The following is a 26,858-nucleotide window of genomic DNA, read 5'->3' as shown; positions in this document are numbered from 1 at the left end:
GGGCGCTCGGGAGGGACGCTCAGGACGCTCAGGACGCCGGCACCGGGGCCGGCGGCGCCATCAGCGGGGCGGGCGGCTGGGCGCCGGGGCCGCCTGCATCCCGGGCGGAACGCGGACCTGCACCCCGGGCAACGCCCGGGCCTCGGCCTGCTGGCCCCCGGGCCCCAGGCACCAGCCCCGGCCCGCTGAACAGCTCGCGCACCGTGTCCGCGGTCGGGCCCAGGCTGGTGGCTTCCAGCGCCGCGCCTTGCGCGCCGCGCGTGCCCCAGCCGCGCGCATGGAGCTGCGCGCCGGGTTGCAGCTGCGCGCCGTACGCGGCGCCGATGTGCGGCGGGAACCGCACGATGGTCTTGTCCGCCAGCAGCACGCCGCGCACGTCGCCGCGGTCGGTGTACAGCAGCCGCTCGATGCGCCCGCTTGCCGACATGGCGCTCAGCGCGCCCGGCTCGCGCAGGGCGCGCGAGGTGGGAGGGGTGGAAGCGATGGGCGGGGTGGGTGGGGCCATGCCGGGGGCGGGCGGCTGGTCGGCCACGCTGCGCCCGTTGGCGCTGAGCGACTGCATGCGCACCACCGGCACGCCGGGTGCGCGCCAGCCGCTCACCTGCACGGTGTCGCCGGGCTTGAGCACCTGCATCACCGCCGTCGACAGGTGCGGCGGAAACGCGACCTGCGTGCCGTCGGCCAGCAGCAGCCCGTCGGCGTCGCCGTTGGGGTTGATGAGCCATTGCTGCACGCGGCCGGTGGCGACCGTGCCGGCGTCGGGCGCGGCGGCGGGAGCCATGGGAGGCACGGGCGGCACGGGTGGTGTGGCACCGAGCGGCGCCGGTGGCACGGGCCCGCTGGCGGGCGGCGGCGGCATCTGGGCGAAGGCGGCGCTGCCGGCCAGCAGGCAGGCGGCGGCAATGAAGGTGATGCGGGGTGTCATGGGCGGCTCCTTGAAGGGTGTATGCCCAAAGACAACTCACACAACGTGCCAGCCCCTGAATCCTTTGAAATCAACGACTTGCGCGCGATTGGCCCGCGAGCTACGGATGATTTCCGTACACCGGGTGTCCGGTTTACGGACACCCGCGCCGGCCAGGCGCCCTGCGGCTCAGCTCAGTCGAGCCCGTACTGCGCCAGCTTGCGGTACAGCAGCTGGCGGTGAATGCCCAGGCGGCGCGCCGTCTCGGCGCGGTTGCCCTGTGTTTGCGCGAGCGCGTGGGCGATCAGCAGGCGCTCCAGCTTTTCGACGGCGGCGGGCAGTTCGCCGTCGAGCCATGCGGCGGGCAGCCTTTCGTCCGCACCGCCCGCACCGCTCGTGTCCACGCGGGACCCAGCCCGCAGCGTCGTTCCAAGGGCCGTGGCCAGGTCCGCCCCGCCGATCACCCGGTGCCGCACCAGCGCCTGGCAGCGTTCCATCACGTTGCGCAGTTCGCGCACGTTGCCCGGCCACGCATGGCTCAGCAGCCCCTGCGCCGCCTCGGCCGACAGCGCCTTCGGTGGCGCGGCAGCATCGGCCCCGGCCGCGCGCCGCAGGAAGTGCTCCGCCAGCGGAATGATGTCGGCCAGCCGTTCGCGCAGCGGCGGCAGCCGGATCGACAGCACGTCTAGCCGGTACAGCAGGTCTTCGCGAAAACGCCCCTCGCGCACGGCGGCGGCCAGGTCGCGGTGCGTGGCCGCGACCACGCGCACGTCGACCTTCACCGTGCGGTGGCTGCCCAGCGGCGTGACTTCGCCTTCCTGCAGGGCGCGCAGTATCTTGGCCTGCACGTCCAGCGCCATGTCGCCGATCTCGTCAAGCAGCAGCACGCCGCCGTCGGCCGCGCGAAAGCACCCGGGCCGCTCGCCGGTGGCGCCGGTGAAGGCGCCGCGCACGTGGCCGAAGAGCTCGCTTTCGAGCAGCTCCTTCGGAATGGCCGAGCAGTTGACGGCCACGAAAGGGCGCTCGGCGCGCGCCGAATGCCGGTGCAGGGCGCGCGCCACCATTTCCTTGCCGGTGCCTGTTTCGCCCAGCACCAGCACCGGCATCGCATTGGCCGCGGCCAGGCCGATGCGCTTGTGCACCTCGCGCATCGCGTGGCTGGGGCCGATCAGCTCGCCGCCGTCTTCTTCAGCGGCATCGGCCGAGGCAGCCGACGGCCCGTGCGCCGTGCGTTGCTGCAGCGCGCGTTCCAGCACCTCGCGCACCGCCTCGCGGCTGATCGGCTTGGCCAGGTGGTCGAAGGCGCCCAGGCGCATCGCCTCGATGGTGTTGCCCGCGCTGGAGAACGCGGTGAGCACGATCACCGGCGGCAGCCGCACCACGCGCGCCTGCAGCGCCGCCAGCGTCTGCAGCCCGTCCATGCCGGGCATGCGGTGGTCGAGGAACACCGCGTCGAAGCGCCCGCGTGTGGCCATTCCCACTGCTTCCACGGCCTTCAGGGCCTCGGCGCCGCTGGCGACGGCCACCGTGCCGTGGCCCAGGGCCTGCAGCGTCTCGGCCAGGGTGTCGCGAAACGCGTCGTCGTCGTCGACGATCAGCAGATGTGCCATGGCAGCTCCAGTTCGAAGCGGGTGCCCGCCTCCAGCGGCACGTGGCGCAGCTCGCCGCTGTGCGCCAGCGCCACCTCGCGCGCCAGCGCCAGGCCCAGCCCGGTGCCGTCGGCGCGGCCCGTGGCGAAGGGCTCGAACAGGCTGGCCTGCAGCGACGCGGGCACGCCGGCGCCGTCGTCGTCCACGCGAATCGCCAGCAGGTTCGGCTGCGCAAGCAAAGCCGCCAGCACCACGTGCCCGCCGCGCGGCGCATGGCGCACCGCGTTGTCCAGCAGGTTGTCGACCGCGCGCGCCAGGTGCACCGGGTCGAACACGGCGTTGGCGGGCGCGTCGTGGCGCAGCGTGACCTGCACGCCGGCGGCGTCGGCCTTGGGCGCCACGGCGGCCACGCGCTCGTCGAGCCAGCGGTGCAGCACCACCTCCACCGGCGCCAGCGTCACCGGCTGCACCAGCGCCAGCAGGCTCTGCACCAGGCCGTCGAGCCGGTCGATCTGCCCGACGATGGCCTGCAGCGCCGCGCCCTGCCGCTCGGGCGTGGCGGCCAGCGCGTTCTCGGCCTTCAACCGCATGGTGGCGATGGGGTTGCGAATTTCATGCGCGATGCCGCCCGTCATGCGGCCCAGCGCGGCCAGGCGCTGGTCGCGGCTGCGCTGCTGGGCGGCCGCGCGCAGGTGGGCGCGCGCCTCTTCGAAGCGCAGCCGGTAGCGGTTGAAGCCGTCGACGATGCGGTCCAGCTCGCGCACGCCGGTGCGCGGCAGCTCGGGCATGGCGCCGCCGTCGGCGGCGGCCTCGGCCTCGGCGCGGACCAGCCGGTTTTCCAGCCGCTGCACATGGCGCAGCCCGCGCAGCAGGATGAAGCCCAGCCACAGGCCCGAGGCCAGCACCAGCAGCAGCAACACGCCCAGGCCGGTGCGCAGGCTGTCCTGCGCGGCCAGCGCGCCGCCGTTGGTGCGGGTCATGGTCCAGGCGGCCAGGTCGTTGCCCGGGGCGGCCAGCGGGCAGGCCGAGACGATGAGCGCCTCGCGGCTGCCGCGCACCACGTCGGTCTGCGGCTGCTGCGTGCGCGCGGCGAGCTGCGCCATTTCCACGATCAGCGGCTGCTCGGCCGCGGGCACGTCGCGCTTCACGCCGCTGCCTTCGTAGGTGGGGTAGGCGTAGGCCAGCTGCCCGCCGGCGGCCTGCCACACGCCGCCTTCCACGTGCGGCGTCTCGATCAGCACCAGCTGCAGCAGCACCTGCAGCAGGTCGACCTGCGGCTTCGCGGGGGCGGGCGGCCCGGCCGACTTGGCATAGCGCGCCGCGATGGCCCGGCACGACTGCTCGGTGGCGCCGCGCCCGGCGGCCACCTGCGCGCCGGCGCTGCTGCGGTACAGCGTGAGCATCACCACCGCCAGCGCGGCGCACATGCCGAACAGCAGCACCCAGAAGAACAGCAACTGACCGCGCAGGGATTTCATCTGCCGCGATCGTGCCCGGTGTTCGGGCCGCGGCGCGTCAGCCGGGGTCGCGTTCGCGAAGTTCGCGCAGTTCGCGCTTGAGCACCTTGCCGATGGCGCTGCGCGGCAGCTCGTCGATGAAGCGCAGCCGCGCCAGGCGCTGGGTCTTGCCGAGCTGGTCGTTGGTCCACTGCAACAGCGCCTGCTCGGTGGTGGCGTCGCCGTCCTTGCGCACCACGAAGGCCACCGGCGTTTCGCCCCATTGCTCGGAAGGCACGCCGACCACCGCCACGTCGGCCACCGCGGCATGGCCGCGCAGCACGGCCTCGAGGTCGCTCGGGTAGATGTTGAAGCCGCCGCTGATGATCATGTCCTTCTTGCGGTCGAACAGCGTGAGGAAGCCGTCGGCGTCGAAGCGGCCCACGTCGCCCGTGCGGATGAAGCGCTTGCCCGTGGCGTCGAACCACTCGGCCTCGCGCGTCTTCTCGGGCTGGCGGTGGTAGCCGGTCATCATGCCGGCGGAGTGGCCCACCACCTCACCGGCGGGATGTCCCGCCACCTCTCCGTTGGCGTCGAGCTGGTCGCGCGGCAGCTCGTTGCCCGCCTCGTCGATCAGGCGGATGTCGCTGCCCGGCGCGGCCTGGCCCACGGTGTGCAGCTTGGTCGGGTGCAGGTGCGCCTCCAGGATGCAGGTGCCGCCGCCCTCGGTCATGCCGTAGAACTCGATGAGCCCGCCCGGCCAGCGCCTGAGCACGTCGGCCTTCAGCGCCGCGTTGAAGGGCGCGCTGGTGCTGAACTTGAACCTGTAGCTCGACAGGTCGTGTTCGCCGAAGCGCGGGTGCGCCATCAGCCGCTGGTACTGCACCGGCACGAGCATGGTGTGCGTCACGCCGTGCTTCACCGCCAGCTGCAGGTAGCCCAGCGCGTCGAACTTGGGCATCAGCACCACGCAGCCGCCGAAGGCGATGGTCGGGAAGAACACCACCAGCGTGGTGTTGGAGTAGAGCGGCGTCGACAGCAGCGTGACGGTGCTGCTGTCGTACTCGTACTTGGCGCCGCGCTGCACATGGGCCCAGCGCATGCCGTGGCCCTGCACGATGCCCTTGGGCTCGCCGGTGGTGCCCGACGAATAGATGATGTTGAAGGGCCACGCGGGCTGCGCCTCCACTGGTGCCGGCCGGGCGCCGGCCGGTGCCAGCCACGCCTCGAACGCGGCGCCCACCTGCGAGCCGTCGAGCGCGATGCGGCCGATGCCGCCCGGCACCGCGGGGCCGATGACCTCGGCGGCCGAGGCGTCGCTGAACAGGAGGCGCGCGTCGGCGTCGGACATCATGCGCGCCAGGCTGGCGGGCGTGGAGCCGGGCGCCAGCGGTGCCACGGCCACGCCCGCGCGCAGCGCGCCCAGGAACACGGCCGCGTAGTTCACCGACGAGGCCGCGCACACGGCAATGGCGTCGCCGGGTTGCAGGCCGTCGCGCTGCAGGCTGGCGGCGATGCGGTCCATCAGCGCGTCGAGCGCGCGGTAGTCCAGCGTGTGCTGCGCGTCGGCCAGGGCGGGGCGCTCGGGCGTGTGTTGGGCGTGGAGGCGAACCAGGTCGGCAATGGCGCCGAATTCGCGTTCCATCGCGGCTTGAAAAACGGGGTGCATGAGAGAGTCGGTCCTTCCATCTTGGCCAGCCGGCAGGATAGCGGAGCCATGTTTTTCGGCCAGCGCCTTGGCGACGCGTCAGTTGCCGCTCAGCCAGGCGGCGCCACCATGGCCGCGCGCAGCCGCTTGCATCGTGGCCGCTTTTTGCTGCGACGACGGCTAACGTACGGGCAATGCACGGGCAACACACGGGCAACGCACGCGCCGCAGGCCAACGTGCACCCGCGGCACCTCGATTCCAACCAGGAGCTTTCCCATGGGGCTACTCGACATCCTCCAGCAGGCCATCGGCAACCACGACGCCGACGCCCACATCGACCAGGTCGCGCAGCACGCCTCCACCGACGAGCTCGGCGCGGGGCTCGCCGCGGCCATGCGCTCCGACCAGACGCCGCCTTTCGGCGACACCGTGGGCAAGCTGTTCGGCCAGTCGACGCCGACGCAGCAGGCCGGCGTGCTCAACCAGATCCTGGCCACGCTCGGCCCGGCGGCCGCCTCGGCGCTGGCCGGTGGCGTGCTCGGGCGCCTGCTGCAGCCGGGGCAGACGCAGGTCACGCCCGACCAGGCCTCGCAGCTCTCGCCCGCGCAGGTCACCGAGATTGCCGCGCACGCCGAGCAGCAGCATGCCGGCGTGATCGACCAGGTGAGCCAGTTCTATGCGCAGCACTCGGGGCTGATCAAGACGCTGGGCGGCGCGGCCATCGCCATCGCGTTGGCCAAGATGAAAGAGAACGCCACGCGAGGCTGACGTTCCGGGCATAGGGCGCCGGACATCTGGCACCCGGCGTCCGGTTCAGCGGGCCGAGGCCGTGGTCTCGGCCTGCGTCTGCTCGTTCGCGGTGTTGCCGCCGCCGCCCATCACCTTGTAGAGCGTGATGCGGTTGCTCTGCTCCGACAGGCGCAGGCCGATCAGCGTCTGCTGCGCCGTGTACAGCGAGCGCTGCGCGTCCAGCACCTCCAGGTAGCTGTAGCTGCCGTTGCGGTACAGCGCGTTCGACAGCGTGTAGCTCTTCTGCGTGGCGTCCACCAGCGACTGCTGCGCCGCCAGCTGCTCGCCCAGCGAGGCGCGCGTGGCCAGCGCGTCGGCCACTTCGCGGAACGCGGTCTGCACGGTCTTCTCGTAGGTGGCGAGCTCGATCTCGCGCTGCGCCTTGGCCGCGTCCAGGCTGGCTCGGTTGCTGCCCGCGTTGAAGATCGGCAGGCTGAGCGAGGGCGCGAAGCTCCACGCGTCGCTGCCGCCCTTGAACAGGCCCGACAGCGCCGTGCTCGACGCGCCCGCGCTCGCCGTCAGCGAAATGCTCGGGAAGAAAGCCGCGCGCGCGGCGCCGATGTCGGCATTGGCGCCCTGCAGCGTGTGCTCGGCGGCCAGCACGTCGGGCCGCTGCTGCAGCAGCGCCGAGGGCAGGCCGGCGGGCACGTCCACCAGGGCGCTGGCCGGCGTGGCGGCCGATGGGGCGGCTGGAGTGTCCGGGGCGCCGCGGGTGTCGGGGGTGCCGGGGGTGGGCAGCATGTCGTCGGGCACCGTGGCGCCGGCCAGCAGGTCGAGCGCGTTGCGGTCCAGCGCCACCTGCGCGGTGTAGCTGGCCACGTCCACGCGCGCCGAGTCCACGGTGGTCTGCGCCTGCGCGAGCGTCAGCGCCGAGCTGGCGCCCAGCGCGTGCATGCGCCCGGTGAGCGCGTAGGAGCGCTGCTGGCTGGCCAGCGTGTCCTGCGCGAGCTGCAGCCGCGCGTGGTCGGCTGCCAGCGTGAGCCAGGCCGAGGCCACCTCCGCCACCAGGCTGATCTGCGTGCCGCGGCGCGTGGCCTCGGTCGACAGGTAGCTCTGCAGCGCCGCCTCGTTCAGGTTGCGCACGCGCCCGAACAGGTCGAGCTCGTAGCTGCTGAAGCCCAGCGCCGCGCTGTACTGCGTGCCGATGGCCGAGGTGCCGCTGCTGCTCGCGGCGGCCGAGGTGCGCTGGCGCGTGGCGCCGGCCGTGGCCGCGATGCTGGGGAACAGCTCGGCGCGCTGCACGCCGTACTGCGCGCGCGCCTTCTCGATGTTCTGCACCGCCACGCGCAGGTCGCGGTTGTTGGCCAGCGCCAGCGCGACGGTGCGGCGCAGCCGCGCGTCGGTGATGAAGTCTTGCCAGCCGGCGAGGCTGGCGAGGGGCGTGGCCGCGTCGGCCTTGGTGGCCGCCGGAGTGGGCCAGGCCGAGGCGACCGGCGCGTCCGGCCGCGAGTAGACGGGCGCGAGGTTGACGCAGCCGGCCAGCAGCGCGAGCGCGGCGGCGGCCGGCGCACAAAGTCGAAGGTGCACAAGGGTCATGGTGTTCCCGCCTCGGGGGCTTCGCGGAGTGAGGGCGGCATCTGCGCCGCAGTGGAGCCGGGTTGGAACGGCGTTTGGCCCTTCGGCGCGAAGAAGCGCCGGATGACGACGAAGAACAGCGGCACGAAGAAGATGCCCAGCGCCGTGGCGCTCGCCACGCCGCCCAGCACGCCCACGCCGATGGCGCGCCGGCTGCCCGAGCCCGCGCCGGTGCTCAGCGCCAGCGGCAGCACGCCGAACATGAAGGCCAGCGAGGTCATGAGGATGGGCCGCAGCCGCAGGCGCACGGCCTGCAGCGTGGCGTCGACCAGGGCCATGCCCTCGTCCTGCAGCTGCTTGGCGAACTCCACGATCAGGATCGCGTTCTTCGCCGACAGCCCCACCGTGGCCAGCAGCCCCACCTGGAAGTACACGTCGTTCGACAGCCCCGCGAACTTCGTCGCCAGCACCGCGCCCAGCACGCCCAGCGGCACCACCAAGATCACCGAGAACGGCACCGACCAGCTTTCGTACAGCGCGGCCAGGCACAGGAACACGAACAGGATCGACACCGCGTACAGCAGCGGCGCCTGCGAGCCCGACAGCCGCTCCTGGTAGGAGCTGCCCGCCCATTCGTAGCCGATGCCCTGCGGCAGCTGCTTCATGATGCGCTCCACCGCCGCCATGGCCGCGCCCGAGCTCACGCCCGCGGCCGGGTCGCCGATGAGCTCGAACGACGACATGCCGTTGTAGCGCGACAGCTGCGGCGAACCATAGGTCCAGCGGCTGCTCGCGAAGGCCGAGAACGGCACCATCTCGCTGCTGGCGTTGCGCACGTACCAGCTGTCCACGCTGTCGGGCTGCATGCGAAAGGGCGCGTCGGCCTGCACGTAGACCTTCTTCACACGGCCGTTGTTCACGAAGTCGTTCACGTAGCTGCCGCCCATGGCGCTGGAGAGCGTGTCGTTGATGTCGGCCGTGGAGAGGCTCAGCGCGGCCGCCTTTCGGTCGTCGATGTCGATGGCGAACTGCGGCGTGTCGTCCAGGTTGTTGCTGCGCACCTGGCTGAGCGCCGGGTCCTTGCGCGCGAGCGCCAGGAACTGCTCGCGGGCCTTCACCAGCGCGTCGTGGCCGATGCCGCCCAGGTCTTGCAGCTGCACATCGAAGCCCGCGTTGGAGCCCAGGCCGCGCACCGCCGGCGGCAGCATGACGAACACGCTGGCGTTGCCCGCGCGCGCCGACATCTCCTGCGTGAAGCGGCGCGCCAGCGAGGCGGCGTCCTGCCCCTTGCCGCCACGCTCGCTCCAGTCTTTCAGCGTGATGAAGGCGTTGCCCGTGGCCTGGTCGCCGCTCAGCCCGCTGAGGGTGATGAAGTGGCTGACCTCCTTCTGCGCGGCCAGGTAGGCCTCGAAGCTTTTCATGGTCTGCTGCAGTTGCTCGTCGGTGGCGCTGGCGGGCAGCTTCACCTGCGTCATGAGCGTGCCCTGGTCTTCGTCGGGCAGGAAGGAGGTGGGCAGGCGCATGAAGGTCAGCGCCATCACGCCCGCCAGCAGCGCGTACACCAGCAGGCTGCGCTTGCCGCGGCGCAGCAGGCCGCCCACGCCCGAGCGGTAGCGCTCGGCGTTGCGATCGAAGCTGCGGTTGAACCAGCCGAAGAAGCGTCCCGACAGGCCCGAGCGCGGTGAATGTCCACCCTCGGCGGGCGGCTTGAGCAAGGTGGCGCACAGCGCCGGCGACAGCGTGAGCGCCACCACCACCGACAGCAGCATCGCCGCCACGATGGTCACCGAGAACTGCCGGTAGATCACGCCCGTGGAACCACCGAAGAAGGCCATGGGAATGAACACCGCCGACAGCACCAGCGCAATGCCCACCAGCGCGCCGGTGATCTCGCGCATCGACCTGCGCGTGGCCTCCTTGGGCGAGAGCCCTTCCTCGGCCATGAGCCGCTCCACGTTCTCCACCACCACGATGGCGTCGTCCACCAGCAGGCCGATGGCCAGCACCATGCCGAACATGGTGAGCGTGTTGATCGAGTAGCCCAGCAGCGCCAGCACGCCGAAGGTGCCCAGCAGCACCACGGGCACCGCGATGGCGGGCACCAGCGTGGCGCGCAGGTTCTGCAGGAAGAGGTACATGATGAGCACCACCAGCACCATCGCCTCGACCAGCGTCTTGGCCACCTCCTCGATGGAAATTCGCACGAAGGGCGTGGTGTCGTAGCCGACCACGGCCGTCATCCGGTTCGGAAAGAAGGGCTCCAGCTCGGCGAGCTTGGCCTTCACCGCGTTGGACACCGTGAGCGCGTTGGCGCCGGTGGCCAGCTTCACGCCCATGCCGGCGGAGGCCTTGCCGTCGAAGCGGGTGTTGATGGTGTAGCTCTCGCTGCCCAGCTCGATGCGCGCCACGTCGCCCAGGCGCACCACCGAGCCCGCGCTGTCCGACTTGACGATCACCTCGCGGAACTGGTCGGCCGTGCGCAGCTTGCTGCGCGCGGTGATGGTGGCCGTGAGCCGCTGGCCCGCGGTGGCGGGCAGCGCGCCGAGCTGGCCGGCCGACACCTCGGTGTTCTGGCTGGTGAGCGCGCTGGTCACGTCAGACGGCATCAGCGCGTACTTCTGCAGCTTCGACGGGTCGAGCCAGATGCGCATGGCATAGCCCGAGCCCAGCGCCTGCACGTCGCCCACGCCGTCGATGCGGCTCACCACGTCGAGCAGGCTGCTGGAGATGTAGTCGCCGATGTCGGTGGCCGAGGCGCTGCCGTCCTGCGAGGTGAGCGAGACGATCATCAAAAAGTCGGTGCCCGACTTGGTGACCGTCACGCCCTGGCTCTGCACCGACTGCGGCAGCTGCGACATGGCCTGCTGCAGCTTGTTCTGCACCTGCATCTGCGCCACGTCGGCGTTGGTGCCGGCCTCGAAGGTGAGCTCGATGCGCGCGGTGCCCGAGGAGGTGCTGCTCGAGGACATCGAGGTCAGCCGGTCGAGCCCTTTCATCTTCTGCTCGATGACCTGGGTGACCGAGTCTTCGATGGTCTTGGCCGACGCGCCCGGGTAGGTGGCGTTGATGGAGACCTTGGTGGGCGCGATGTCGGGGTATTGCTCCAGCGGCAGCGTGCCGATGGACAGCGCCCCCGCCAGCATGATGACGATGGCGATGACCCACGCGAAGATGGGCCGGTCGATGAAGAAGCGTGCCATGTGCGTGGGGCCTCAGCGGGTGGTGGCGACGGTGGCCGTCGTGGTCGTGGTCGTGGTTGTGCTCGTGGCAGCAGTGGCGACCGCCGTGTCGGCGGCGGCCACCGGCTTGACCGTGTCGCCCGCCTTCACCTTCAGCGAGCCCTCGACGATCACGCGCTCGCCGGCCTTCAGCCCCTCGGTCACCTGCCAGCGGTTGCCCACCGCGCGCGACACCTTCAGCGCGCGCTTCTCGACCTTGTCGTCGGCCGTGACCACCAGCGCCGAGGCATCGCCGCTCGCGGTGCGGCTCACGCCCTGCTGCGGCACCAGCAGGGCCTGCTCGGCCACGCCTTCCTCGAGCACGGCGCGCACGTACATGCCGGGCAGCAGCGTGCGCTCGGGGTTGGGCACCAGGATGCGCAGCGTGACCGCGCCGGTGCCTTCGTTGACGGTGACGCTGGAGAACTGCAGGCGCCCGGGGTGCGCGTAGGCGGTGCCGTCTTCGAGCATCAGCTGCACCGTGGCTTCGTTGCCGGTGCCGTTCCCATTGCCGCTGTCCGCGCTCTTGAGCGCGCCGCTGGCGAGCTCGCGCCGCAGCCGCAGCAGCTCGGTGGTCGACTGCGTCACGTCGACGTGGATCGGGTCGAGCTGCTGCACGGTGGTGAGCGCCGTGGTCTGGCTGGCCGTGACCAGCGCGCCCGGCGTGACGCTGGAGGCCTCGATGCGCCCCGCGATGGGCGCGGTGATGCGCGTGAAGCCGAGGTTGATGCGCGCCGTGTCCAGCGCGGCGCGCGCCACGCCGAGGTCGGCCTGGGCCTGCTGCAGCGTGGCCTGGCTGTCGTCGTTGGCCTGCTGGCTGACCGCGTCGATCTTGGCGAGCTCGGCGTTGCGGCGCGCGGCGGTCTTCGCGGCATTGAGCGTGGCCTCGGCCTTGGCGACGCTGGCCTGCGCGCTGGCGTAAGCGGCCTTGTAGCTGGCCGGGTCCAGCTGGTAGAGCACCTGCCCGGCCTTGACCAGCGCGCCCTCCTCGAAGAGCCGCTGCTGCACGATGCCGCCGACCTGCGGGCGTATCTCGGCGCTCAGCCGGGCCCGCGTGCGGCCCGACAGCTCGGTGGTGATGGGCTGGTTCTGCGCCTGCAGCGTGACCACGCCGACTTGCGCGACAGCGGAATCGGAAGGGGCTTGCGGCGGCGCGGACGAAGCGCCGGAACACCCCGCGATGCCGCCCAGCAGCCCGAGGGCCAGGGCGCACGCGAGGCCGGTGCGGGTGAGGCGAGAAGACGTGTGCGGGTTTCGCATGTGCGGGTTCCAATCAGGTTGGAATCCATGGTCTTCAGCGAATGTGGAGCCAATGTGAAGGTCCGCCGGCACGCGCGGCCATGGCGCGCGCGGCGCACCGCGCGGGTGTCTTCTGGCTTATCTTGTGGGCCTTCATGAAGATCAGCATTACCACCAAGCTCTTTCTCGCCGTGCTGGCCACCGCCGTGCTGGCCGTGGTCGCCATGGGCGCGGCCTCGCGCTGGAACTTCGAGCGCGGCTTTGTCGGGTACCTCAACGAGCAGGGCGTGGAGCGCATGGACGCGGTGCTGCCCAACGCGGTGGCGGCCTACCGGCAGCATGGCAACTGGGACTTCCTGCGCGACGACCCCAGGCCCTGGTTCGAGATCATGCGGCCCGGCCCGTCGGCGAACGGCGAGCGCTTCGAGCCGGGGCGTTCGCCTTCGCCGGTGTCCGACCTCACGGGGGCGGTGCTGCGCATCGCGCTGCGCGATGCCGACCGCCATGTGATCGCCGGCTTCAGGCAGGTGAGCGACAACGCCACCGAGCGCGCCGTGGTGGTCGACGGCAAGACCGTGGGCTGGGTGGTGATGACGCCGTTCCAGAGCGTGAGCGAGGCCGGCGACCAGCGCTTCCAGCAGAACCAGGCGCGCGCGAGCTGGGTCATCGGCAGCCTGTGCGTGCTGCTGGCCGCGGGCATCGCGTGGTGGATCGCGCGGGTGCTGCTCGGGCCCGTGAAGCGCGTGGCCGCGGCCACCCACCGGCTGGCGGCGGGCGACTACGAAAGCCGCGTGGCCGTGGCCTCGCACGACGAGGTCGGGCAGCTGGCGCGCGACTTCAATTCGCTGGCGAACACGCTGCAGCGCAACGAGCGCATGCGCCGCGAGTTCATGGCCGACGTGTCGCACGAACTGCGCACGCCGCTGGGCGTGCTGCACGGCGAGCTGGAAGCAATGGAAGACGGCGTGCGCCGGCTCGACGCGCAGGCCGTGCGCTCGCTGCAGCACGAGGTGGGCATGCTCAACAAGCTGGTGACCGACCTGTACGACCTGTCGCTGGCCGACGTGGGGGCGCTCGCGTACCGCAAGGCCGACGTGGACCTGCGCGAGCTGGTCGAACTGAGCGTCGACGCCTTCCGCGAGCGGCTGGCGTCGGCGGGCCTGCGGCTCGAGCTGGCGCTGCCCGCGCAGCCGCTGGTGGCGTTCGCCGACGAGCGGCGCATGCAGCAGCTGTTCAGCAACCTGGTGCTCAACAGCTGCCGCTACACCGACGCGGGCGGCGTGCTGCGCGTCGAGGCGCGCGAAGAAGGCGCATTGCTGGCCATCGACCTGATGGACTCGGCACCGGGCGTGGACGCGGCGCAGCTGCCGCAGCTGTTCGAGCGCTTCTTCCGCGGCGAGGGCTCGCGCAACCGCGCGAGCGGCGGCGCGGGGCTGGGCCTGTCGATCTGCCGCAGCATCGTGGAGGCGCATGGCGGCACCATCGAGGCCAAGGCCTCGCCGCTGGGCGGCGTGTGGGTCGCGATTCGCCTGCCCCGTGCCTGAAACACGCCAGGCAACAGGGCACACCACGATGAGCGACAAGCCACTTTCTACGCCCGCGACCGCGCATGTACTGATCGTCGAGGACGAGCCGCGCATGGCCGCGCTGCTGGCCGACTACCTGCAGGCCTCGGGCTACACGTCGGCATGGCTGGCCAACGGGCGGGAGGTGGTGCCCAGCGTGAAGGCGCGCCGGCCCGACGTGGTGCTGCTCGACCTGATGCTGCCCGGGCAGGACGGCATGAGCGTGTGCCGCGAGCTGCGCCAGTTCAGCGACGTGCCGGTCATCATGCTGACCGCGCGCGTGGAAGAGGCCGACCGGCTGATGGGGCTGGAGATCGGCGCGGACGACTACATCTGCAAGACCCCCTTCAGCCCGCGCGAGGTGGTGGCGCGGGTGAAGGCGCTGCTGCGGCGCAGCGGCTTCGGTGGGCAGTCGGCGCGCGCGGTGTCGCCGCTGCAGATCGACGCGCAGGGCTACAAGGCTTCGTGGCAGGGCGCGCCGCTGGACCTCACGCCCATCGAGTTCCGCCTGCTGAAGGCGCTGGCCGATGCGCGCGGGCGCGTGCTGTCGCGCGACAGGCTGCTCGACCACGTGCACGCCGACCAGCGCGCGGTGACCGATCGCGCGGTCGACAGCCATGTGAAGAACCTGCGGCGCAAGCTGGACGCGGCCAGCGGCGGTCAGGAGCTGATCCGCTCGATCTACGGGGTGGGCTACCGGCTGGACGTGGTGTAGGCGCCGCGTGGCGCCATTGAAAAAGGCCCTCGACGGGCCTTTTTTCTGGGTGCGCTTGGGAGCGCGACACTCAGGCGCCGGCGGCGTGCGCCTGCTGGGCCGTCTGGGCCGCTTGAGCCGAATGGGCCTGCTGGTCGGCGTGGTAGCTGGAGCGCACCATCGCGCCGACGGCCGCATGGCTGAAGCCCATCTTGTAGGCCTCTTCCTCGAACATCTTGAAGGTGTCGGGGTGCACGTAGCGGCGCACCGGCAGGTGCGAGCCCGACGGCGACAGGTACTGGCCGATGGTGAGCATGTCGATGTCGTGGGCGCGCATGTCGCGCATCACCTGCAGGATCTCTTCGTCGGTCTCGCCGAGGCCGACCATGATGCCGCTCTTGGTGGGCACGTTCGGGTGCAGGGCCTTGAACTTCTTCAGCAGGTTCAGGCTGAACTGGTAGTCGCTGCCGGGGCGCGCTTCCTTGTAGAGGCGCGGCGCGGTTTCCAGGTTGTGGTTCATCACGTCGGGCGGCGCGGCCTTCAGGATCTCGAGGGCGCGGTCGTCGCGGCCGCGGAAGTCGGGCACCAGGATCTCGATCTGCGTCATCGGCGAGAGCTCGCGGATGTTCTTGATGCAGTCCACGAAATGCTGGCTGCCGCCGTCGCGCAGGTCGTCGCGGTCGACGCTGGTGATCACCACGTACTTCAGGCGCAGCTTAGCGATGGTCTTGGCGAGGTTCAGGGGCTCGTCCTTGTCCAGCGGGTCGGGGCGGCCGTGGCCCACGTCGCAGAACGGGCAGCGGCGCGTGCACTTGTCGCCCATGATCATGAAGGTGGCCGTGCCATTGCCGAAGCATTCGCCGATGTTCGGGCACGAGGCTTCCTCGCACACGGTGTGCAGGTTGCTTTCGCGCAGGATCTGCTTGATCTCGTAGAAGCGCGTGGTCGGGCTGCCGGCCTTCACGCGGATCCAGTCGGGCTTCTTGAGCACTTCGCCGGTCTGCACCACCTTGACGGGGATGCGCGAGAGCTTGGCCGCCGCTTTCTGCTTGGCCAGGGGGTTGTAGGTTTCGGCGCTCTGGGCGTCGCGGACGACTTCTGTGGTGCTCATTGGTAGTTCAAGGCGCCAGGAAGGTGGTGAGCTTCTGGCTCAGCACCGTGGCGGCTTCTTCCCATGTGGTTTGGATGCCGATTGTAGAAAGGTCGACCGTTTGCAGCCCCGCGTAGCCGCAAGGGTTGATGCGCGAGAAGGGTTCGAGGTCCATGCCGACGTTCAGCGCCACGCCGTGGTAGGTGGCGTGGCGGCTCACCTTGATGCCCAGCGCGGCGATCTTGCCCAGCCCGCGAAACGGGTCGCCCGCGGGCAGCGGGCCGGTCAGCGCGGCGTGGGAGAACGGGTCGTCCAGCCGCACGTAGATGCCCGGCGCGCTGGCCACGCGGTGGCCGGTCACGCCGAAATGGGCCAGCGTGCGCAGCACCGATTCCTCGATGCGGTAGACGTATTCCTTGACGAAATAGCCCGCGCGGCGCAGGTCGATCAGCGGATAGACCACCACCTGCCCGGGGCCGTGGAAGGTGACCTGGCCGCCGCGGTCGGTCTGCACGACGGGAACGTCGCCGGGGTTCAGGATGTGGTCCTGCCGGCCCGCGATGCCCTGTGTGAAGACCGGTGCGTGCTCGCAGACCCATAGCGCGTCGGGCGTGTCCGGCGTGCGCTCGCGGGTGAACTGCTGCATGGCGGCGAAGGTGGTGGCGTAGTCGACGCGACCCAGCAGGTGCCGTTCGATGGCGATGGTGGGGGCCTGCGCGGTGGCGTCTTCGGTGGTGTCTGTCATGGCGTGGCCTGCCGCGCGGGCAGCTTGCGGGTCTCGCCGATGGCGAGCGTGAAGAAGGCGTCGTCGGCCAGGCCCTGGGCCTTGCGGGCCGCGGCCAGGTCCCTGGGCGGCTGGTCGAGCGCCTCGTCGGTCAGCGAGAAGGTGGCCCAGTGCACGCCGAGGCTGCGCTTGGCGTGCAGGTCGCGGTGGATGCGCACGCTCTCGTCGGGGTTCACGTGCTGGTCCTTCATGAACCAGCGCGGCTCGTAGGCGCCGACCGGCAGCAGCGCCAGGTCGAAGCCGCCGCCCTGCGCGTTGCCCTGGCGCGGCGCGAGGCGGGCCTGGATGTCGGCGAAGTCCTTCGAGTAGCCGGTGTCGCCCGAGTAGAAGACGTGCATGCGGGGCGAGAGGAGCGCGAAGCCGCCCCACAGCGTCTGCATCCGGTCGCCGAGGCCGCGTGCGCTCCAGTGCTGCGCGGGTGTGAGGAACACCTGTACCGCGTCAGGCGTGCTGGGTGTGCCGGACGTGTTGAACGCACCGGTGGCAATGCCCGCGCCGTTGCGCTCGATGCGAACCTGCGACGCCTGGAGCGGCCCGGCCGCGGTCGCTGGCAGCGTCACGCTGTCCCACCAGTCGAGCTCCACCGCGTTGGCGATGCCGCGCTCCGCGAGCCACGGCGCAATGCCCAGCGGCACCACGAACAGCGGCGGCCCGCCGGCCTGCGCGTTCAGCGCCTTCACGCTGCCTTCATCGAGGTGGTCGTAGTGGTTGTGGCTGATGAGCACCAGGTCGATGTGCGGCAGGTCTTTCAGCGCGACGCCGGGCGCCTGGAAGCGCTTGGGGCCGGCGAACGAGAAGGGCGAGGCGCGCTCGCCGAAGACCGGGTCGATCAGCACGTTGAGGCCGCCGTTGGCGACCGGCACCTGCACGAGCACCGTGGCGTGGCCGATGAAGGTGGCCGCGGGCTGCGCGGACTCGCCCGTGTTCGCCCGGATGAACGCGAGGTCGGGCGCGACCACCGGGGGCGGTGCCTCGGGCGCGGGCGGCAGGCCCTTGAACCATGAAGGCAGCTGCCAGCCGAGCAGCACGTCGGTGAAGAAATTCTTCGGCTTGAACTCGATGTAGTTGTCCTGGAAGCCGTCGGGCCGGTGGTGCTTGCGGCTGGCGTCGTAGTACGGGTTGGGCGCCGTCGTGCAGGCGGCCAGCAGGCCGCTTGCGCACAGTGCCGCCGCGGCGGACCGCCAGCGCAGGTTCAAAGCACGACCTTGACCATCGGGTGCGCGGACAGCGCGCGGTACAGGTCGTCGAGCTGCTCGCGGCTGGTGGCCGTCACCGTGATGGTCACGCCCAGGTAGTTGCCGGCCTTGCTGTCGCGCAACTCGACGGTGGTGGCGTCGAAGGCGGGGTCGAACTTCTCGGCGATCTGCGTGATGGCATGCACGAAGCCGTCGACCTTCGCGCCCATCACCTTGATGGGGAACTGCGAGGGGTACTCGATCAGCGATTCCTTGCGCGGATCGGGGACGGCGATGGTTTCGGTAGCGACAGGGGTCGTGCCGGGGGTGGTGGTGTCGGTCATGCCGGGGCTCCTTGCTTCTTTGCGTGCGTGGCGTTTTTCGCGTTCTCTGCGTTGCGTACCTTGGCCTCCTGGTAGGCCTCGTACAAGCTTTGGTAGATGGGGCCGGGACGGCCGTTGGCAATGGCCTTGCCGTCGAGCGTGACCACCGGCAGCAGCTCCTTGCTGGCCGAGGAGATCAGCAGCTCGTCGGCGGCGAACACCTCGTCGCGCGAGATGCGGCGCAGCTCGAAGGGAATGCCGCGTTCTTCGCACAGCCGCTCGAACAGGCCGTAGCGGATGCCGGTGAGCACGAGGTTGTTCTTGGGCGGGCCGATCAGCTTGCCGTCCTGCACGATCCACACGTTGCTCGACGAGGCTTCGCTGAGCCACTCGTCGCGGAACATGATGGTCTCGGTGGCGCCGGCCTCCACGCTGATCTGCCGCGCGAGCACGGCACCCAGCAGGCTGGTGCTCTTGATGTGGGCCTTCTGCCAGCGGAAGTCCGCCGCGGTCACGCAGGCCACGCCCTTGGCGCGCACGGCGTCTGCGATGGGCGGCAGCGGGTTCACCATGACGAACACCGTGGGGCGCAGGCCGCGCACCATCGCATGGTCGCGCGGGGCCACGCCGCGTGTCACCTGAAAGTACACGGACTGCGGCGCATCGCCGCCGGTCGCGACCAGGTGCGTGACAATGTCGCGCCACCCGTCGAGCGTGTGGGGGTTGTCGATCTGCAGCTCGGCAAGCGAGCGGGCCAGGCGCGCCATGTGCTCCTCGAAGCAGAAGGGCTGGCCGAAGTAGACGGGCACGTATTCGTAGATGCCGTCGCCGAAGATGAAGCCGCGGTCGAGCACGCTGATCTTGGCGTCGCGCAGGGCGGTGTATTCGCCGTCGAGGTAACAAAGCGTGGCGGGCAGGGCGTCGGTGATAGGGTGCATGCCGGAATTATGGTTGGCAGTGCATCGTCGGGTTCGCGTCAGGGAATCGGGTGCCGATTTGCATGCGCGACACGTCGGATGGCGGGAGCGCTTGGGTTTTTACTTATAATCAATGGCTTTGTAGATTCTGGGTCGTCATCCGGGCTTCATTCGAAATGAAAACAATCGCCGGACAAGACACGGAGGTCGCTGAAGACCTCGACGCAGAATTCAAGCCGTTGACCGCCGAGCAGGCGCGTGAACTGCGAGCAAAGAACCCTTCGATCTCCCCCTGGCGGGTGGTCGCGGGTCAGTTGGCTGTCGGTCTGGTGGTGGCTTTGGCCATCTGGGGACTGACGGGGAGGCAAAATCTGGGTTGGTCCGCCGCTTACGGTGCGATCGCGGTGGTTGTTCCATCGGCGGTCTTTGCACGCGGGCTGACCGGCCGGTTTTCTTCCTTGAATCCGGGCACTGCGGTGTTCGGATTCTTCCTGTGGGAAATGGTCAAGATGGCCTTGTCGGTGGCGATGCTGATCGCTGCGCCAAGGCTGATTACGGCGCTGAGCTGGCCAGCAATGCTGGTCGGCCTGGTGGTGACAATGAAGGCGGCCTGGTTGGCGGTGATGTTCTCGCCCCGGCGCCGGAAACAGAGAGACGAGTAACGGAATGGCTGCTGAAAACGCTGCGGAACATGGTCAGACCGCGGGTGAATACATCGTTCACCACTTGACGCACCTGCAAAGCTCCAAGCCTGGAGGTGTTGCGGACCTGACTGTTTTCAATTTCGATTCGCTGTTCTTCTCGATCATGCTCGGCATCCTGGGTTGCTGGCTGCTCTGGCTGGCTGCCCGCAAGGCTACTTCGGGTGTTCCCGGCCGTTTTCAAGCGGCTGTCGAACTGCTCGTCGAAATGGTCGACCAGCAGGCCAAGGGCATCGTCCACAACGCCACGAGCCGCAAGTTCGTCGCCCCGCTGGCGCTGACGATCTTCGTGTGGATCTTCCTGCTCAATGCAATGGACTTGTTCCCGGTGGATTTGTTCCCGGCGATCTGGGCCAAGATTTTCGGCATCGCCGGTGAAGACCCGCACCACGCCTACCTGCGCGTCGTGCCCACCGCCGACCTCTCGGTGACCATGGGCATGTCGGTGGCCGTGCTGCTGATCTGCATCTACTACAACATCAAGATCAAGGGCGCTGGCGGCTGGATCCACGAGCTGTTCACCGCACCCTTCGGCAACCACTGGGCGCTGTACCCCTTCAACTTCGCCATGCAGATGATCGAGTTCGTCGCCAAGACGGTCTCGCACGGCATGCGGTTGTTCGGCAACATGTACGCCGGTGAACTGATCTTCCTGCTGATCGCCTTGATGGGCGGTGCCTGGTCCGTGTCGGCCACCGGCATCGGCCTGGCCGTCGGCCACATCATCGCGGGCACGGCCTGGGCCATCTTCCACATCCTGATCATCACGTTGCAAGCCTTCGTGTTCATGATGCTGACGCTGGTCTACATCGGCCAGGCCCACGATCACCACTGATCATCAGTTTTCGTTTCTGTTTTTTGTTTTCTCTTCAACCAAAGTCCTCTAGGAGTCATCATGGAAGTTATTAGCTTTGTTGCACTGGCCGCCGGCCTGATCATCGGTCTGGGCGCTGTGGGCGCATGTATCGGCATCGGCATCATGGGCAGCAAGTACCTCGAGTCGGCCGCACGTCAGCCTGAACTCATGGGCGAACTTCAAACCAAGATGTTCCTGCTGGCTGGTCTGATCGACGCCGCTTTCATTATCGGCACCGGTATCGCTCTGTGGTTCGCAACGGCCAACCCGTTCCTGGCTCAGATCGCCAACCTGCCGAAGTAAGTCTTTCTCGTCGGACCTGCGTCGTCGTTCCCTAGAGCCTCTAGCGAATGGCTTCGATTCAATCCCATAGAGAGGGTGAAAAGTGAGCATTACCGGTACCCTGATCGTTCAGATGATCGTCTTCCTGATCTTGGTCGGGTTCACGATGAAGTACGTGTGGCCGCCGATCGCGAAAGCGCTGGACGACCGCGCTGCGAAGATCGCCGAAGGCCTCGCTGCCGCCGACAAGGCCAAGTCCGAGCTGACCGCCGCCAACAAGCGCGTGGAAGCCGAACTGGGCCAGGCACGCAACGAGTCCGCACAGCGTCTTGCCGACGCCGAACGTCGCGCCCAGGCCATCGTTGAAGAGGCCAAGGCCCGCGCGACCGAGGAAGGCAACAAGATCGTTGCAGCCGCACGCGTAGAAGCCGACCAGCAGGCACTGAAGGCCCGTGAAGCACTGCGCGAGCAGGTTGCCGCACTGGCCGTCAAGGGCGCAGAGCAGATTCTGCGCAAGGAAGTGAATGCAGGCGTCCACGCCGATTTGCTCGCCCGTCTGCAGACCGAACTCTGATAGAAGCCATGGCAGAACTCGCCACCATTGCACGCCCCTACGCCGAGGCGCTCTTCAAGGCGTCGTCGTCCGACGTCGCCGGAACCAGCGCCTGGCTCGAAAAGGTTGCCGCCATCGCGGCCAATCCGGAGCTCCAGCAGTTCGCCGACAACCCCAAGGCCACGGCCGAACAGGTGATCGGCGTGGTCGTCGGTGCATTCGGTGCACCGCTGGCCGCTCCTGCCCAGAACTTCCTGGCCGCGCTGCTCGAGAACGGGCGTTTTTCGGTGCTGCCGGAAATTGCGAAGCAGTTCCGGGCACTGGCCAACGCGAAAAGCGGTTCGTCCGACGCCGTGGTCTACAGCGCCTTCCCGATCGACGCGGCGGCCCTGGCCACCGTGTCGGCCGCGCTCGAAAAGCGCTTCGGCCGCAAGCTCCAGGTCACGGTCCAGCAAGAGCCGGAACTGATCGGTGGCATTCGTGTGGTGGTCGGCGACGAGGTGCTCGACACCTCCGTCAAAGCGCGCCTTGAACAAATGAAAGTTGCGCTGGCGGCCTGACGGTCTCCATCGCCTTACAAAGAAAGAAGGAAAGAGTCATGCAACTCAATCCCGCAGAAATTTCCGAACTGATCAAGAGCCGCATCGAGGGCCTCGGGGTCAGCGCCAACATCCGCAACGAAGGCACCGTGGTGTCGGTGACCGACGGCATCGTGCGCGTGCACGGCCTGTCGGATGCCATGCAGGGCGAAATGCTCGAGTTCCCGCCGAGCGCCGACGGCACGCCGTCGTTCGGCCTGGCCCTGAACCTCGAGCGCGACTCCGTCGGCGCCGTGATTCTGGGTGAATACGAACACATCTCCGAAGGCGACACCGTGAAGTGCACGGGCCGCATTCTGGAAGTGCCCGTGGGCCCCGAGCTCATCGGCCGCGTGGTGAACGCATTGGGCCAGCCGATCGACGGCAAGGGTCCGGTCAACGCCAAGCTCACCGACGTGATCGAAAAGGTCGCTCCGGGCGTGATCGCACGGAAGTCCGTCGATCAGCCCCTGCAGACCGGCCTGAAGTCCATCGACTCGATGGTGCCGATCGGCCGCGGCCAGCGCGAACTGATCATCGGCGACCGCCAGACCGGCAAGACCGCCGTGGCCATCGACGCGATCATTGCCCAGAAGGGCCAGGGCGTGACCTGCATCTACGTCGCCATCGGCCAGAAGGCTTCGTCGATCAAGAACGTGGTGCGCGCGCTGGAACAAGCCGGTGCCATGGACTACACGATCGTGGTGGCAGCTTCCGCTTCGGAATCGGCCGCCATGCAATACGTGTCGGCCTACTCGGGCTGCACGATGGGCGAGTACTTCCGCGACCGCGGCGAAGACGCGCTGATCGTCTATGACGACCTGTCCAAGCAAGCCGTGGCCTACCGCCAGGTCTCGCTGCTGCTGCGCCGCCCGCCAGGCCGCGAAGCGTACCCCGGCGACGTGTTCTATCTCCACAGCCGCCTGCTCGAACGCGCAGCCCGCGTGAACGCCGACTACGTCGAAGCCTTCACCAAGGGTGAAGTCAAGGGCAAGACCGGTTCGCTGACCGCACTGCCCATCATCGAAACGCAAGCCGGCGACGTGTCCGCTTTCGTTCCGACGAACGTGATCTCGATCACCGACGGCCAGATCTTCCTGGAAACCAACCTGTTCAACGCAGGTATCCGCCCCGCCATCAACGCCGGTATCTCGGTGTCGCGCGTGGGTTCGTCGGCCCAGACGAAGATCATCAAGGGCCTGTCCGGCGGTATCCGTACCGACCTGGCGCAGTACCGTGAACTGGCTGCGTTCGCGCAGTTCGCTTCCGACCTGGACGAAGCCACCCGCAAGCAGCTCGACCGCGGCGCCCGCGTGACCGAACTGCTGAAGCAGTCGCAATACAGCCCGCTCCCGATCTCGCTGATGGGCGCGACGCTGTTCGCCGTGAACAAGGGTTTCATGGACGACCTCGACATCAAGAAGGTGCTGCCGTTCGAACATGGCCTGCATCAATTCCTGAAGTCCAGCTACGCCCCGCTGCTCGAGAAGATCGAGAAGTCCAAGGCGCTCGACAAGGAAGCGGAAGCCGAACTGACGGCCGCCGTCACCGCGTTCAAGAAGTCGTTCGCCTGATCGACGCCTTGATCGACGCAAGAAGGAGCTCTCATGGCAGCTGGTAAGGAAATCCGCGGCAAGATCAAATCGGTGGAAAACACCAAGAAGATCACCAAGGCCATGGAAATGGTCTCGGTTTCCAAGATGCGCAAGGCGCAGGAACGCATGCGCGCCGCTCGCCCCTACAGCGAAAAGATCCGCAACATCGCGGCCAACCTTGGCAAGGCGAACCCGGAGTACACCCACGCGTTCATGAAGACGACCGAGGCCAAGGGCGTCGGTTTCATCATCGTGACCAGCGACAAGGGCCTGTGCGGCGGCTTGAACACCAACCTGCTGCGTGCCGTCACGATCAAGCTGCGCGAAGCGCAGTCTGCCGGCAATGTGGTCGAGTCGGTGGCCATCGGCAGCAAGGGCCTGGGCTTCCTGAATCGCATCGGCGCCCGCGTGGTGGCCCATGTGACGCAGTTGGGCGACACGCCGCATCTCGACAAGCTCATCGGGCCTGTCAAGACGCTGCTGGACGCCTATGCCGAAGGCAAGCTGTCGGCGGTGTACCTGTGCTACACGAAGTTCATCAACACCATCAAGCAAGAGCCGATGGTGGAGCAACTGCTGCCGCTGAAGGCCGAGACGCTGCAAACCGAGTCGGGACATCATTCGTGGGACTACATCTACGAACCCGACGCGCAAAGCGTGATCGACGAGCTGCTGGTGCGCTACGTAGAGTCGCTGGTGTACCAGGCCGTGGCCGAGAACATGGCGTCCGAGCATTCGGCGCGCATGGTGGCCATGAAGGCGGCGACCGACAACGCGGGCAACGTGATCAGCGAACTGAAGCTGGTCTACAACAAGACCCGTCAGGCCGGCATCACGAAGGAACTCTCCGAAATCGTGTCCGGCGCGGCCGCTGCTGCAGGCGTGTGATCAAGGCGATGCAACAGGCCGCATTGCCCGCCGGGTGCGCTCTGCGCGCCCGGTAATCCAAGGCCTACTTTTAGGGGACTCGAAAAAAATGAAGAAGATTCTTGCTCTGGTGGCCATTGCCGCCGCGTTGACCGCGTGCTCGAAGAAGGAAGACGCGCCCGCGCCCGCACCGGCTCCCGCCGCTGCACCCGCGCCGGCGCCTGCTCCCGCCGCACCGGAACCCGCGGCAGCGCCGGCCACCCCTGCTGCATCTGCAACGGCCCCGACGGCCTCGGCCGCCGACCTGCCGCAAGAGTGCAACGACTACCTGGCCAAGGTGCAGGCATGCGTTTCTTCGCAAAGCGGTGCTGCCGCCGATGCAATGAAGTCGAGTCTCGATCAGACGAAGGCCACCTGGGCTTCGATGGGTGCCGACAAGGCTGCGCTGGGCCAGGCCTGCAAGGCTGCCTCGGACGCCTTCGCGGCGCAAGCCACGGCCATGAAGTGCTGATCTGAACCATTCAAGGGTGCCGGCCCGTCCGGCATTCTTGCAAAAGCGGCCCGTTTTGGCACCAGGACGCTTCTGCAAGAACCTGTCGCAAATTTATTGAGATCCATCCAGAAGGAAACGCCATGGCTGAAGGAAAAATTGTCCAATGTATCGGCGCCGTGGTCGACGTGGAGTTCCCGCGTGACCAGATGCCCAAGGTGTACGACGCCTTGAAATTCGAAGGCAGCGCGCTGACTCTCGAAGTCCAGCAACAGCTCGGCGACGGCGTGGTGCGTACCATTGCGCTGGGCTCGTCCGACGGCCTGCGCCGCGGTCTGATCGTGACCAACACCGGCGCGCCCATCACGGTGCCCGTCGGCAAGGCCACGCTCGGCCGGATCATGGACGTGCTGGGTTCGCCCATCGACGAACGCGGCCCGGTCAGCCAGGACCTCACCGCCTCCATCCACCGCAAGGCCCCCGCGTACGACGAACTGTCGCCTTCGCAAGACCTGCTGGAAACCGGCATCAAGGTGATCGACCTGGTGTGCCCGTTCGCCAAGGGCGGCAAGGTGGGCCTGTTCGGCGGCGCCGGCGTGGGCAAGACCGTGAACATGATGGAACTCATCAACAACATCGCCAAGGCTCACTCGGGTTTGTCGGTGTTCGCCGGTGTGGGTGAACGTACCCGCGAAGGCAACGACTTCTATCACGAGATGGCCGACTCCGGCGTGGTGAACCTCGAGAAGCTCGAAGACTCGAAGGTGGCCATGGTCTACGGCCAGATGAACGAACCCCCGGGCAACCGTCTGCGCGTGGCGCTGACCGGCCTGACCATCGCCGAGTCGTTCCGCGACGAAGGCCGTGACGTTCTGTTCTTCGTGGACAACATCTACCGCTACACGCTGGCCGGTACCGAAGTGTCGGCACTGCTGGGCCGCATGCCTTCCGCCGTGGGCTACCAGCCGACGCTGGCCGAGGAAATGGGCCGCCTGCAAGAGCGCATCACGTCGACCAAGGTCGGCTCGATCACCTCGATCCAGGCCGTGTACGTCCCTGCCGACGACTTGACCGACCCGTCGCCCGCCACCACCTTCGCCCACTTGGACTCGACCGTGGTGCTGTCGCGTGACATCGCTTCGCTGGGTATCTACCCCGCCGTGGACCCGCTGGACTCGACCTCGCGCCAGCTCGACCCGAACGTGGTCGGCGAAGAGCACTACAACGTGGCCCGCGCCGTGCAAGGCACGCTGCAGCGCTACAAGGAACTGCGCGACATCATCGCCATTCTGGGCATGGACGAACTGGCTCCGGACGACAAGCTGGCCGTGGCCCGCGCTCGCAAGATCCAGCGTTTCCTGTCGCAGCCGTTCCACGTGGCTGAAGTGTTCACGGGCTCGCCCGGCAAGTACGTGCCGCTGGCCGAAACCATCCGTGGTTTCAAGATGATCGTGAACGGCGAAGCCGACCACCTGCCGGAACAAGCGTTCTACATGGTCGGCGGCATCGACGAAGCGTTCGAAAAAGCCAAGAAAATCGCCTAAGGCGACATAGGAACTCAGATGGCAAACACCATTCACGTCGACGTGGTCAGCGCGGAAGAGTCGATCTTCTCGGGCGAAGCCAAGTTCGTCGCGCTGCCCGGTGAAGCCGGTGAGCTCGGCATCTATCCGCGTCACACACCGCTGATCACGCGCATCCGCCCCGGCGCCGTGCGCATCGAGACGGCCGACGGCAAGGAAGAGTTTGTCTTCGTGGCCGGCGGCATTCTCGAAGTGCAGCCGAACGCCGTCACCGTGCTGTCCGACACCGCGATCCGCGGCAAGGACCTCGACGACGAAAAGGCCAACCAGGCCAAGGCGGCTGCCGAAGAAGCGCTGAAGAACGCGAAGAGCGACATCGACATCGCGATGGCGCAGTCGGAACTGGCCGTGATGGCCGCGCAGATTGCCGCGCTGCGCAAGTACCGCCAGAAGAAGTAAGAGCGGCACACGCTCTGCTTTCTTAAAAAGCCGCCTCCGGGCGGCTTTTTTGCGCCTGGGCTTTGTC

25 protein-coding genes are annotated in these 26,858 nt (G+C 68.4%); 13 read left to right on the top strand and 12 right to left on the bottom strand.

Translation table 11 applies throughout. From position 1 onward, the window contains the following. Window positions 1–28 precede the first annotated feature (28 nt). From QTI51_RS36495 to QTI51_RS36480, 4 genes are all read right to left on the bottom strand, one after another. Window positions 29–925 carry a CBS domain-containing protein gene (locus QTI51_RS36495; protein WP_116913547.1) on the bottom strand — a complete coding sequence of 299 codons (897 nt, stop codon included), beginning with the start codon at window positions 923–925 and terminating at the stop codon, window positions 29–31. Between the two features lie 173 nt (window positions 926–1,098). Beyond that, window positions 1,099–2,514 (bottom strand): sigma-54-dependent transcriptional regulator, encoded by a 1,416-nt coding sequence (locus tag QTI51_RS36490; RefSeq protein WP_116913546.1) that lies wholly within the window; start codon window positions 2,512–2,514, stop codon window positions 1,099–1,101. Next, entirely contained in the window at window positions 2,499–3,971 is a 1,473-nt protein-coding gene (locus QTI51_RS36485) for a sensor histidine kinase (RefSeq protein WP_116913545.1), read from the bottom strand. The genes QTI51_RS36490 and QTI51_RS36485 overlap by 16 nt, the downstream gene beginning before the upstream one ends. Window positions 3,972–4,008: 37 nt before the next feature. Next, window positions 4,009–5,574 (bottom strand): class I adenylate-forming enzyme family protein, encoded by a 1,566-nt coding sequence (locus QTI51_RS36480; RefSeq protein ID WP_116913544.1) that lies wholly within the window; start codon window positions 5,572–5,574, stop codon window positions 4,009–4,011. Between the two features lie 280 nt (window positions 5,575–5,854). Between QTI51_RS36480 and QTI51_RS36475 the strand changes: the two genes are divergently transcribed. Then, window positions 5,855–6,346 (top strand): hypothetical protein, encoded by a 492-nt coding sequence (locus QTI51_RS36475; protein ID WP_116913543.1) that lies wholly within the window; start codon window positions 5,855–5,857, stop codon window positions 6,344–6,346. 45 nt (window positions 6,347–6,391) lie between these two features. On the opposite strand, the gene QTI51_RS36470 is transcribed toward QTI51_RS36475, so the two are convergent. The 3 genes from QTI51_RS36470 to QTI51_RS36460 are packed head-to-tail and all read right to left on the bottom strand — an operon-like array spanning window position 6,392 to window position 12,360. After that, window positions 6,392–7,903 carry an efflux transporter outer membrane subunit gene (locus tag QTI51_RS36470; protein ID WP_286518072.1) on the bottom strand — a complete coding sequence of 504 codons (1,512 nt, stop codon included), beginning with the start codon at window positions 7,901–7,903 and terminating at the stop codon, window positions 6,392–6,394. Continuing rightward, a complete protein-coding gene (locus tag QTI51_RS36465) occupies window positions 7,900–11,082 on the bottom strand; it encodes an efflux RND transporter permease subunit (protein WP_116913541.1) in 3,183 nt (1,060 codons plus the stop codon). The genes QTI51_RS36470 and QTI51_RS36465 overlap by 4 nt, the downstream gene beginning before the upstream one ends. Before the next feature lie 12 nt (window positions 11,083–11,094). After that, window positions 11,095–12,360: an efflux RND transporter periplasmic adaptor subunit gene (locus tag QTI51_RS36460; protein ID WP_286518071.1), complete on the bottom strand. Its 1,266-nt coding sequence runs from the start codon at window positions 12,358–12,360 to the stop codon at window positions 11,095–11,097. A gap of 134 nt (window positions 12,361–12,494) precedes the next feature. Here QTI51_RS36460 and baeS point away from each other — a divergent pair, with 134 nt between their 5' ends. After that, complete coding sequence (gene baeS / locus QTI51_RS36455; RefSeq protein ID WP_116913580.1) at window positions 12,495–13,883, top strand: sensor histidine kinase efflux regulator BaeS; 1,389 nt, start codon at window positions 12,495–12,497, stop codon at window positions 13,881–13,883. 28 nt (window positions 13,884–13,911) lie between these two features. Beyond that, window positions 13,912–14,619, top strand: coding sequence for a response regulator (locus QTI51_RS36450; RefSeq protein WP_116913539.1), 708 nt, complete (start codon window positions 13,912–13,914; stop codon window positions 14,617–14,619). Window positions 14,620–14,689: 70 nt separating this feature from the next. Here QTI51_RS36450 and lipA read toward each other — a convergent pair whose 3' ends face one another. The 5 genes from lipA to QTI51_RS36425 all read right to left on the bottom strand — a co-directional run bounded on the left by lipA (window position 14,690) and on the right by QTI51_RS36425 (window position 18,908). After that, the gene (gene lipA, locus QTI51_RS36445) at window positions 14,690–15,709 is read right to left on the bottom strand and encodes a lipoyl synthase (protein WP_116913538.1); all 1,020 of its coding nucleotides are present in this window, start codon (window positions 15,707–15,709) and stop codon (window positions 14,690–14,692) included. Between the two features lie 7 nt (window positions 15,710–15,716). Next, complete coding sequence (lipB, locus tag QTI51_RS36440) at window positions 15,717–16,334, bottom strand: lipoyl(octanoyl) transferase LipB (RefSeq protein WP_503011583.1); 618 nt, start codon at window positions 16,332–16,334, stop codon at window positions 15,717–15,719. 95 nt (window positions 16,335–16,429) lie between these two features. Then, window positions 16,430–17,668 carry an MBL fold metallo-hydrolase gene (locus QTI51_RS36435; protein ID WP_286518069.1) on the bottom strand — a complete coding sequence of 413 codons (1,239 nt, stop codon included), beginning with the start codon at window positions 17,666–17,668 and terminating at the stop codon, window positions 16,430–16,432. Beyond that, on the bottom strand, window positions 17,665–17,991 hold the full coding sequence (locus QTI51_RS36430; RefSeq protein ID WP_116913537.1) for a YbeD family protein: 327 nt from the start codon (window positions 17,989–17,991) through the stop codon (window positions 17,665–17,667). The genes QTI51_RS36435 and QTI51_RS36430 overlap by 4 nt, the downstream gene beginning before the upstream one ends. After that, the gene (locus QTI51_RS36425) at window positions 17,988–18,908 is read right to left on the bottom strand and encodes a D-amino acid aminotransferase (protein ID WP_116913536.1); all 921 of its coding nucleotides are present in this window, start codon (window positions 18,906–18,908) and stop codon (window positions 17,988–17,990) included. The genes QTI51_RS36430 and QTI51_RS36425 overlap by 4 nt, the downstream gene beginning before the upstream one ends. A 155-nt stretch (window positions 18,909–19,063) precedes the next feature. Between QTI51_RS36425 and QTI51_RS36420 the strand changes: the two genes are divergently transcribed. The 10 genes from QTI51_RS36420 to QTI51_RS36375 all read left to right on the top strand — a co-directional run bounded on the left by QTI51_RS36420 (window position 19,064) and on the right by QTI51_RS36375 (window position 26,791). Further along, on the top strand, window positions 19,064–19,549 hold the full coding sequence (locus QTI51_RS36420; RefSeq protein WP_116913535.1) for an ATP synthase subunit I: 486 nt from the start codon (window positions 19,064–19,066) through the stop codon (window positions 19,547–19,549). Window positions 19,550–19,553: 4 nt separating this feature from the next. Continuing rightward, on the top strand, window positions 19,554–20,423 hold the full coding sequence (gene atpB, locus QTI51_RS36415) for a F0F1 ATP synthase subunit A (RefSeq protein ID WP_116913534.1): 870 nt from the start codon (window positions 19,554–19,556) through the stop codon (window positions 20,421–20,423). A 60-nt stretch (window positions 20,424–20,483) separates the two neighbouring features. Further along, entirely contained in the window at window positions 20,484–20,747 is a 264-nt protein-coding gene (gene atpE, locus QTI51_RS36410) for a F0F1 ATP synthase subunit C (protein WP_007830191.1), read from the top strand. Window positions 20,748–20,829: 82 nt separating this feature from the next. Next, complete coding sequence (locus QTI51_RS36405; RefSeq protein WP_081266099.1) at window positions 20,830–21,300, top strand: F0F1 ATP synthase subunit B; 471 nt, start codon at window positions 20,830–20,832, stop codon at window positions 21,298–21,300. An 8-nt stretch (window positions 21,301–21,308) separates the two neighbouring features. Further along, entirely contained in the window at window positions 21,309–21,839 is a 531-nt protein-coding gene (locus QTI51_RS36400) for a F0F1 ATP synthase subunit delta (protein WP_116913533.1), read from the top strand. Between the two features lie 38 nt (window positions 21,840–21,877). After that, window positions 21,878–23,431 carry a F0F1 ATP synthase subunit alpha gene (gene atpA, locus QTI51_RS36395; RefSeq protein WP_116913532.1) on the top strand — a complete coding sequence of 518 codons (1,554 nt, stop codon included), beginning with the start codon at window positions 21,878–21,880 and terminating at the stop codon, window positions 23,429–23,431. Between the two features lie 33 nt (window positions 23,432–23,464). Next, entirely contained in the window at window positions 23,465–24,340 is an 876-nt protein-coding gene (gene atpG, locus QTI51_RS36390) for a F0F1 ATP synthase subunit gamma (protein WP_116913531.1), read from the top strand. 88 nt (window positions 24,341–24,428) lie between these two features. Then, entirely contained in the window at window positions 24,429–24,830 is a 402-nt protein-coding gene (locus QTI51_RS36385) for a hypothetical protein (RefSeq protein ID WP_116913530.1), read from the top strand. A gap of 122 nt (window positions 24,831–24,952) precedes the next feature. Further along, the gene (gene atpD, locus QTI51_RS36380; protein WP_116913529.1) at window positions 24,953–26,353 is read left to right on the top strand and encodes a F0F1 ATP synthase subunit beta; all 1,401 of its coding nucleotides are present in this window, start codon (window positions 24,953–24,955) and stop codon (window positions 26,351–26,353) included. Window positions 26,354–26,371: 18 nt separating this feature from the next. Then, window positions 26,372–26,791: a F0F1 ATP synthase subunit epsilon gene (locus tag QTI51_RS36375; protein WP_116913528.1), complete on the top strand. Its 420-nt coding sequence runs from the start codon at window positions 26,372–26,374 to the stop codon at window positions 26,789–26,791. Window positions 26,792–26,858 lie beyond the last annotated feature (67 nt).

The sequence above is a fragment of the Variovorax sp. J22G73 genome, assembly GCF_030317035.1.
In the GTDB taxonomy this organism is placed as follows: Bacteria; Pseudomonadota; Gammaproteobacteria; order Burkholderiales; family Burkholderiaceae_C; genus Variovorax.
The sequence above is the reverse complement of the archived record's forward strand: the minus strand, read 5'-3'. Positions and strand labels throughout refer to the sequence as shown.

Bases quoted from the DNA above. Each gene is read 5' to 3' on its own strand.
- QTI51_RS36470 (WP_286518072.1), bottom strand. From the start codon at position 7,903: ATGACCCTTGTGCACCTTCGACTTTGTGCGCCGGCCGCCGCCGCGCTC.
- QTI51_RS36490 (WP_116913546.1), bottom strand. From the start codon at position 2,514: ATGGCACATCTGCTGATCGTCGACGACGACGACGCGTTTCGCGACACC.
- QTI51_RS36450 (WP_116913539.1), top strand. From the start codon at position 13,912: ATGAGCGACAAGCCACTTTCTACGCCCGCGACCGCGCATGTACTGATC.
- atpB (WP_116913534.1), top strand. From the start codon at position 19,554: ATGGCTGCTGAAAACGCTGCGGAACATGGTCAGACCGCGGGTGAATAC.
- QTI51_RS36385 (WP_116913530.1), top strand. From the start codon at position 24,429: ATGAAGAAGATTCTTGCTCTGGTGGCCATTGCCGCCGCGTTGACCGCG.
- atpD (WP_116913529.1), top strand. From the start codon at position 24,953: ATGGCTGAAGGAAAAATTGTCCAATGTATCGGCGCCGTGGTCGACGTG.
- QTI51_RS36420 (WP_116913535.1), top strand. From the start codon at position 19,064: ATGAAAACAATCGCCGGACAAGACACGGAGGTCGCTGAAGACCTCGAC.
- QTI51_RS36465 (WP_116913541.1), bottom strand. From the start codon at position 11,082: ATGGCACGCTTCTTCATCGACCGGCCCATCTTCGCGTGGGTCATCGCC.
- QTI51_RS36495 (WP_116913547.1), bottom strand. From the start codon at position 925: ATGACACCCCGCATCACCTTCATTGCCGCCGCCTGCCTGCTGGCCGGC.
- atpG (WP_116913531.1), top strand. From the start codon at position 23,465: ATGGCAGCTGGTAAGGAAATCCGCGGCAAGATCAAATCGGTGGAAAAC.
- QTI51_RS36430 (WP_116913537.1), bottom strand. From the start codon at position 17,991: ATGACCGACACCACCACCCCCGGCACGACCCCTGTCGCTACCGAAACC.
- QTI51_RS36400 (WP_116913533.1), top strand. From the start codon at position 21,309: ATGGCAGAACTCGCCACCATTGCACGCCCCTACGCCGAGGCGCTCTTC.
- QTI51_RS36460 (WP_286518071.1), bottom strand. From the start codon at position 12,360: ATGCGAAACCCGCACACGTCTTCTCGCCTCACCCGCACCGGCCTCGCG.
- QTI51_RS36480 (WP_116913544.1), bottom strand. From the start codon at position 5,574: ATGGAACGCGAATTCGGCGCCATTGCCGACCTGGTTCGCCTCCACGCC.
- lipA (WP_116913538.1), bottom strand. From the start codon at position 15,709: ATGAGCACCACAGAAGTCGTCCGCGACGCCCAGAGCGCCGAAACCTAC.
- baeS (WP_116913580.1), top strand. From the start codon at position 12,495: ATGAAGATCAGCATTACCACCAAGCTCTTTCTCGCCGTGCTGGCCACC.
- QTI51_RS36375 (WP_116913528.1), top strand. From the start codon at position 26,372: ATGGCAAACACCATTCACGTCGACGTGGTCAGCGCGGAAGAGTCGATC.
- atpE (WP_007830191.1), top strand. From the start codon at position 20,484: ATGGAAGTTATTAGCTTTGTTGCACTGGCCGCCGGCCTGATCATCGGT.
- atpA (WP_116913532.1), top strand. From the start codon at position 21,878: ATGCAACTCAATCCCGCAGAAATTTCCGAACTGATCAAGAGCCGCATC.
- QTI51_RS36485 (WP_116913545.1), bottom strand. From the start codon at position 3,971: ATGAAATCCCTGCGCGGTCAGTTGCTGTTCTTCTGGGTGCTGCTGTTC.
- lipB (WP_503011583.1), bottom strand. From the start codon at position 16,334: ATGCAGCAGTTCACCCGCGAGCGCACGCCGGACACGCCCGACGCGCTA.
- QTI51_RS36475 (WP_116913543.1), top strand. From the start codon at position 5,855: ATGGGGCTACTCGACATCCTCCAGCAGGCCATCGGCAACCACGACGCC.
- QTI51_RS36425 (WP_116913536.1), bottom strand. From the start codon at position 18,908: ATGCACCCTATCACCGACGCCCTGCCCGCCACGCTTTGTTACCTCGAC.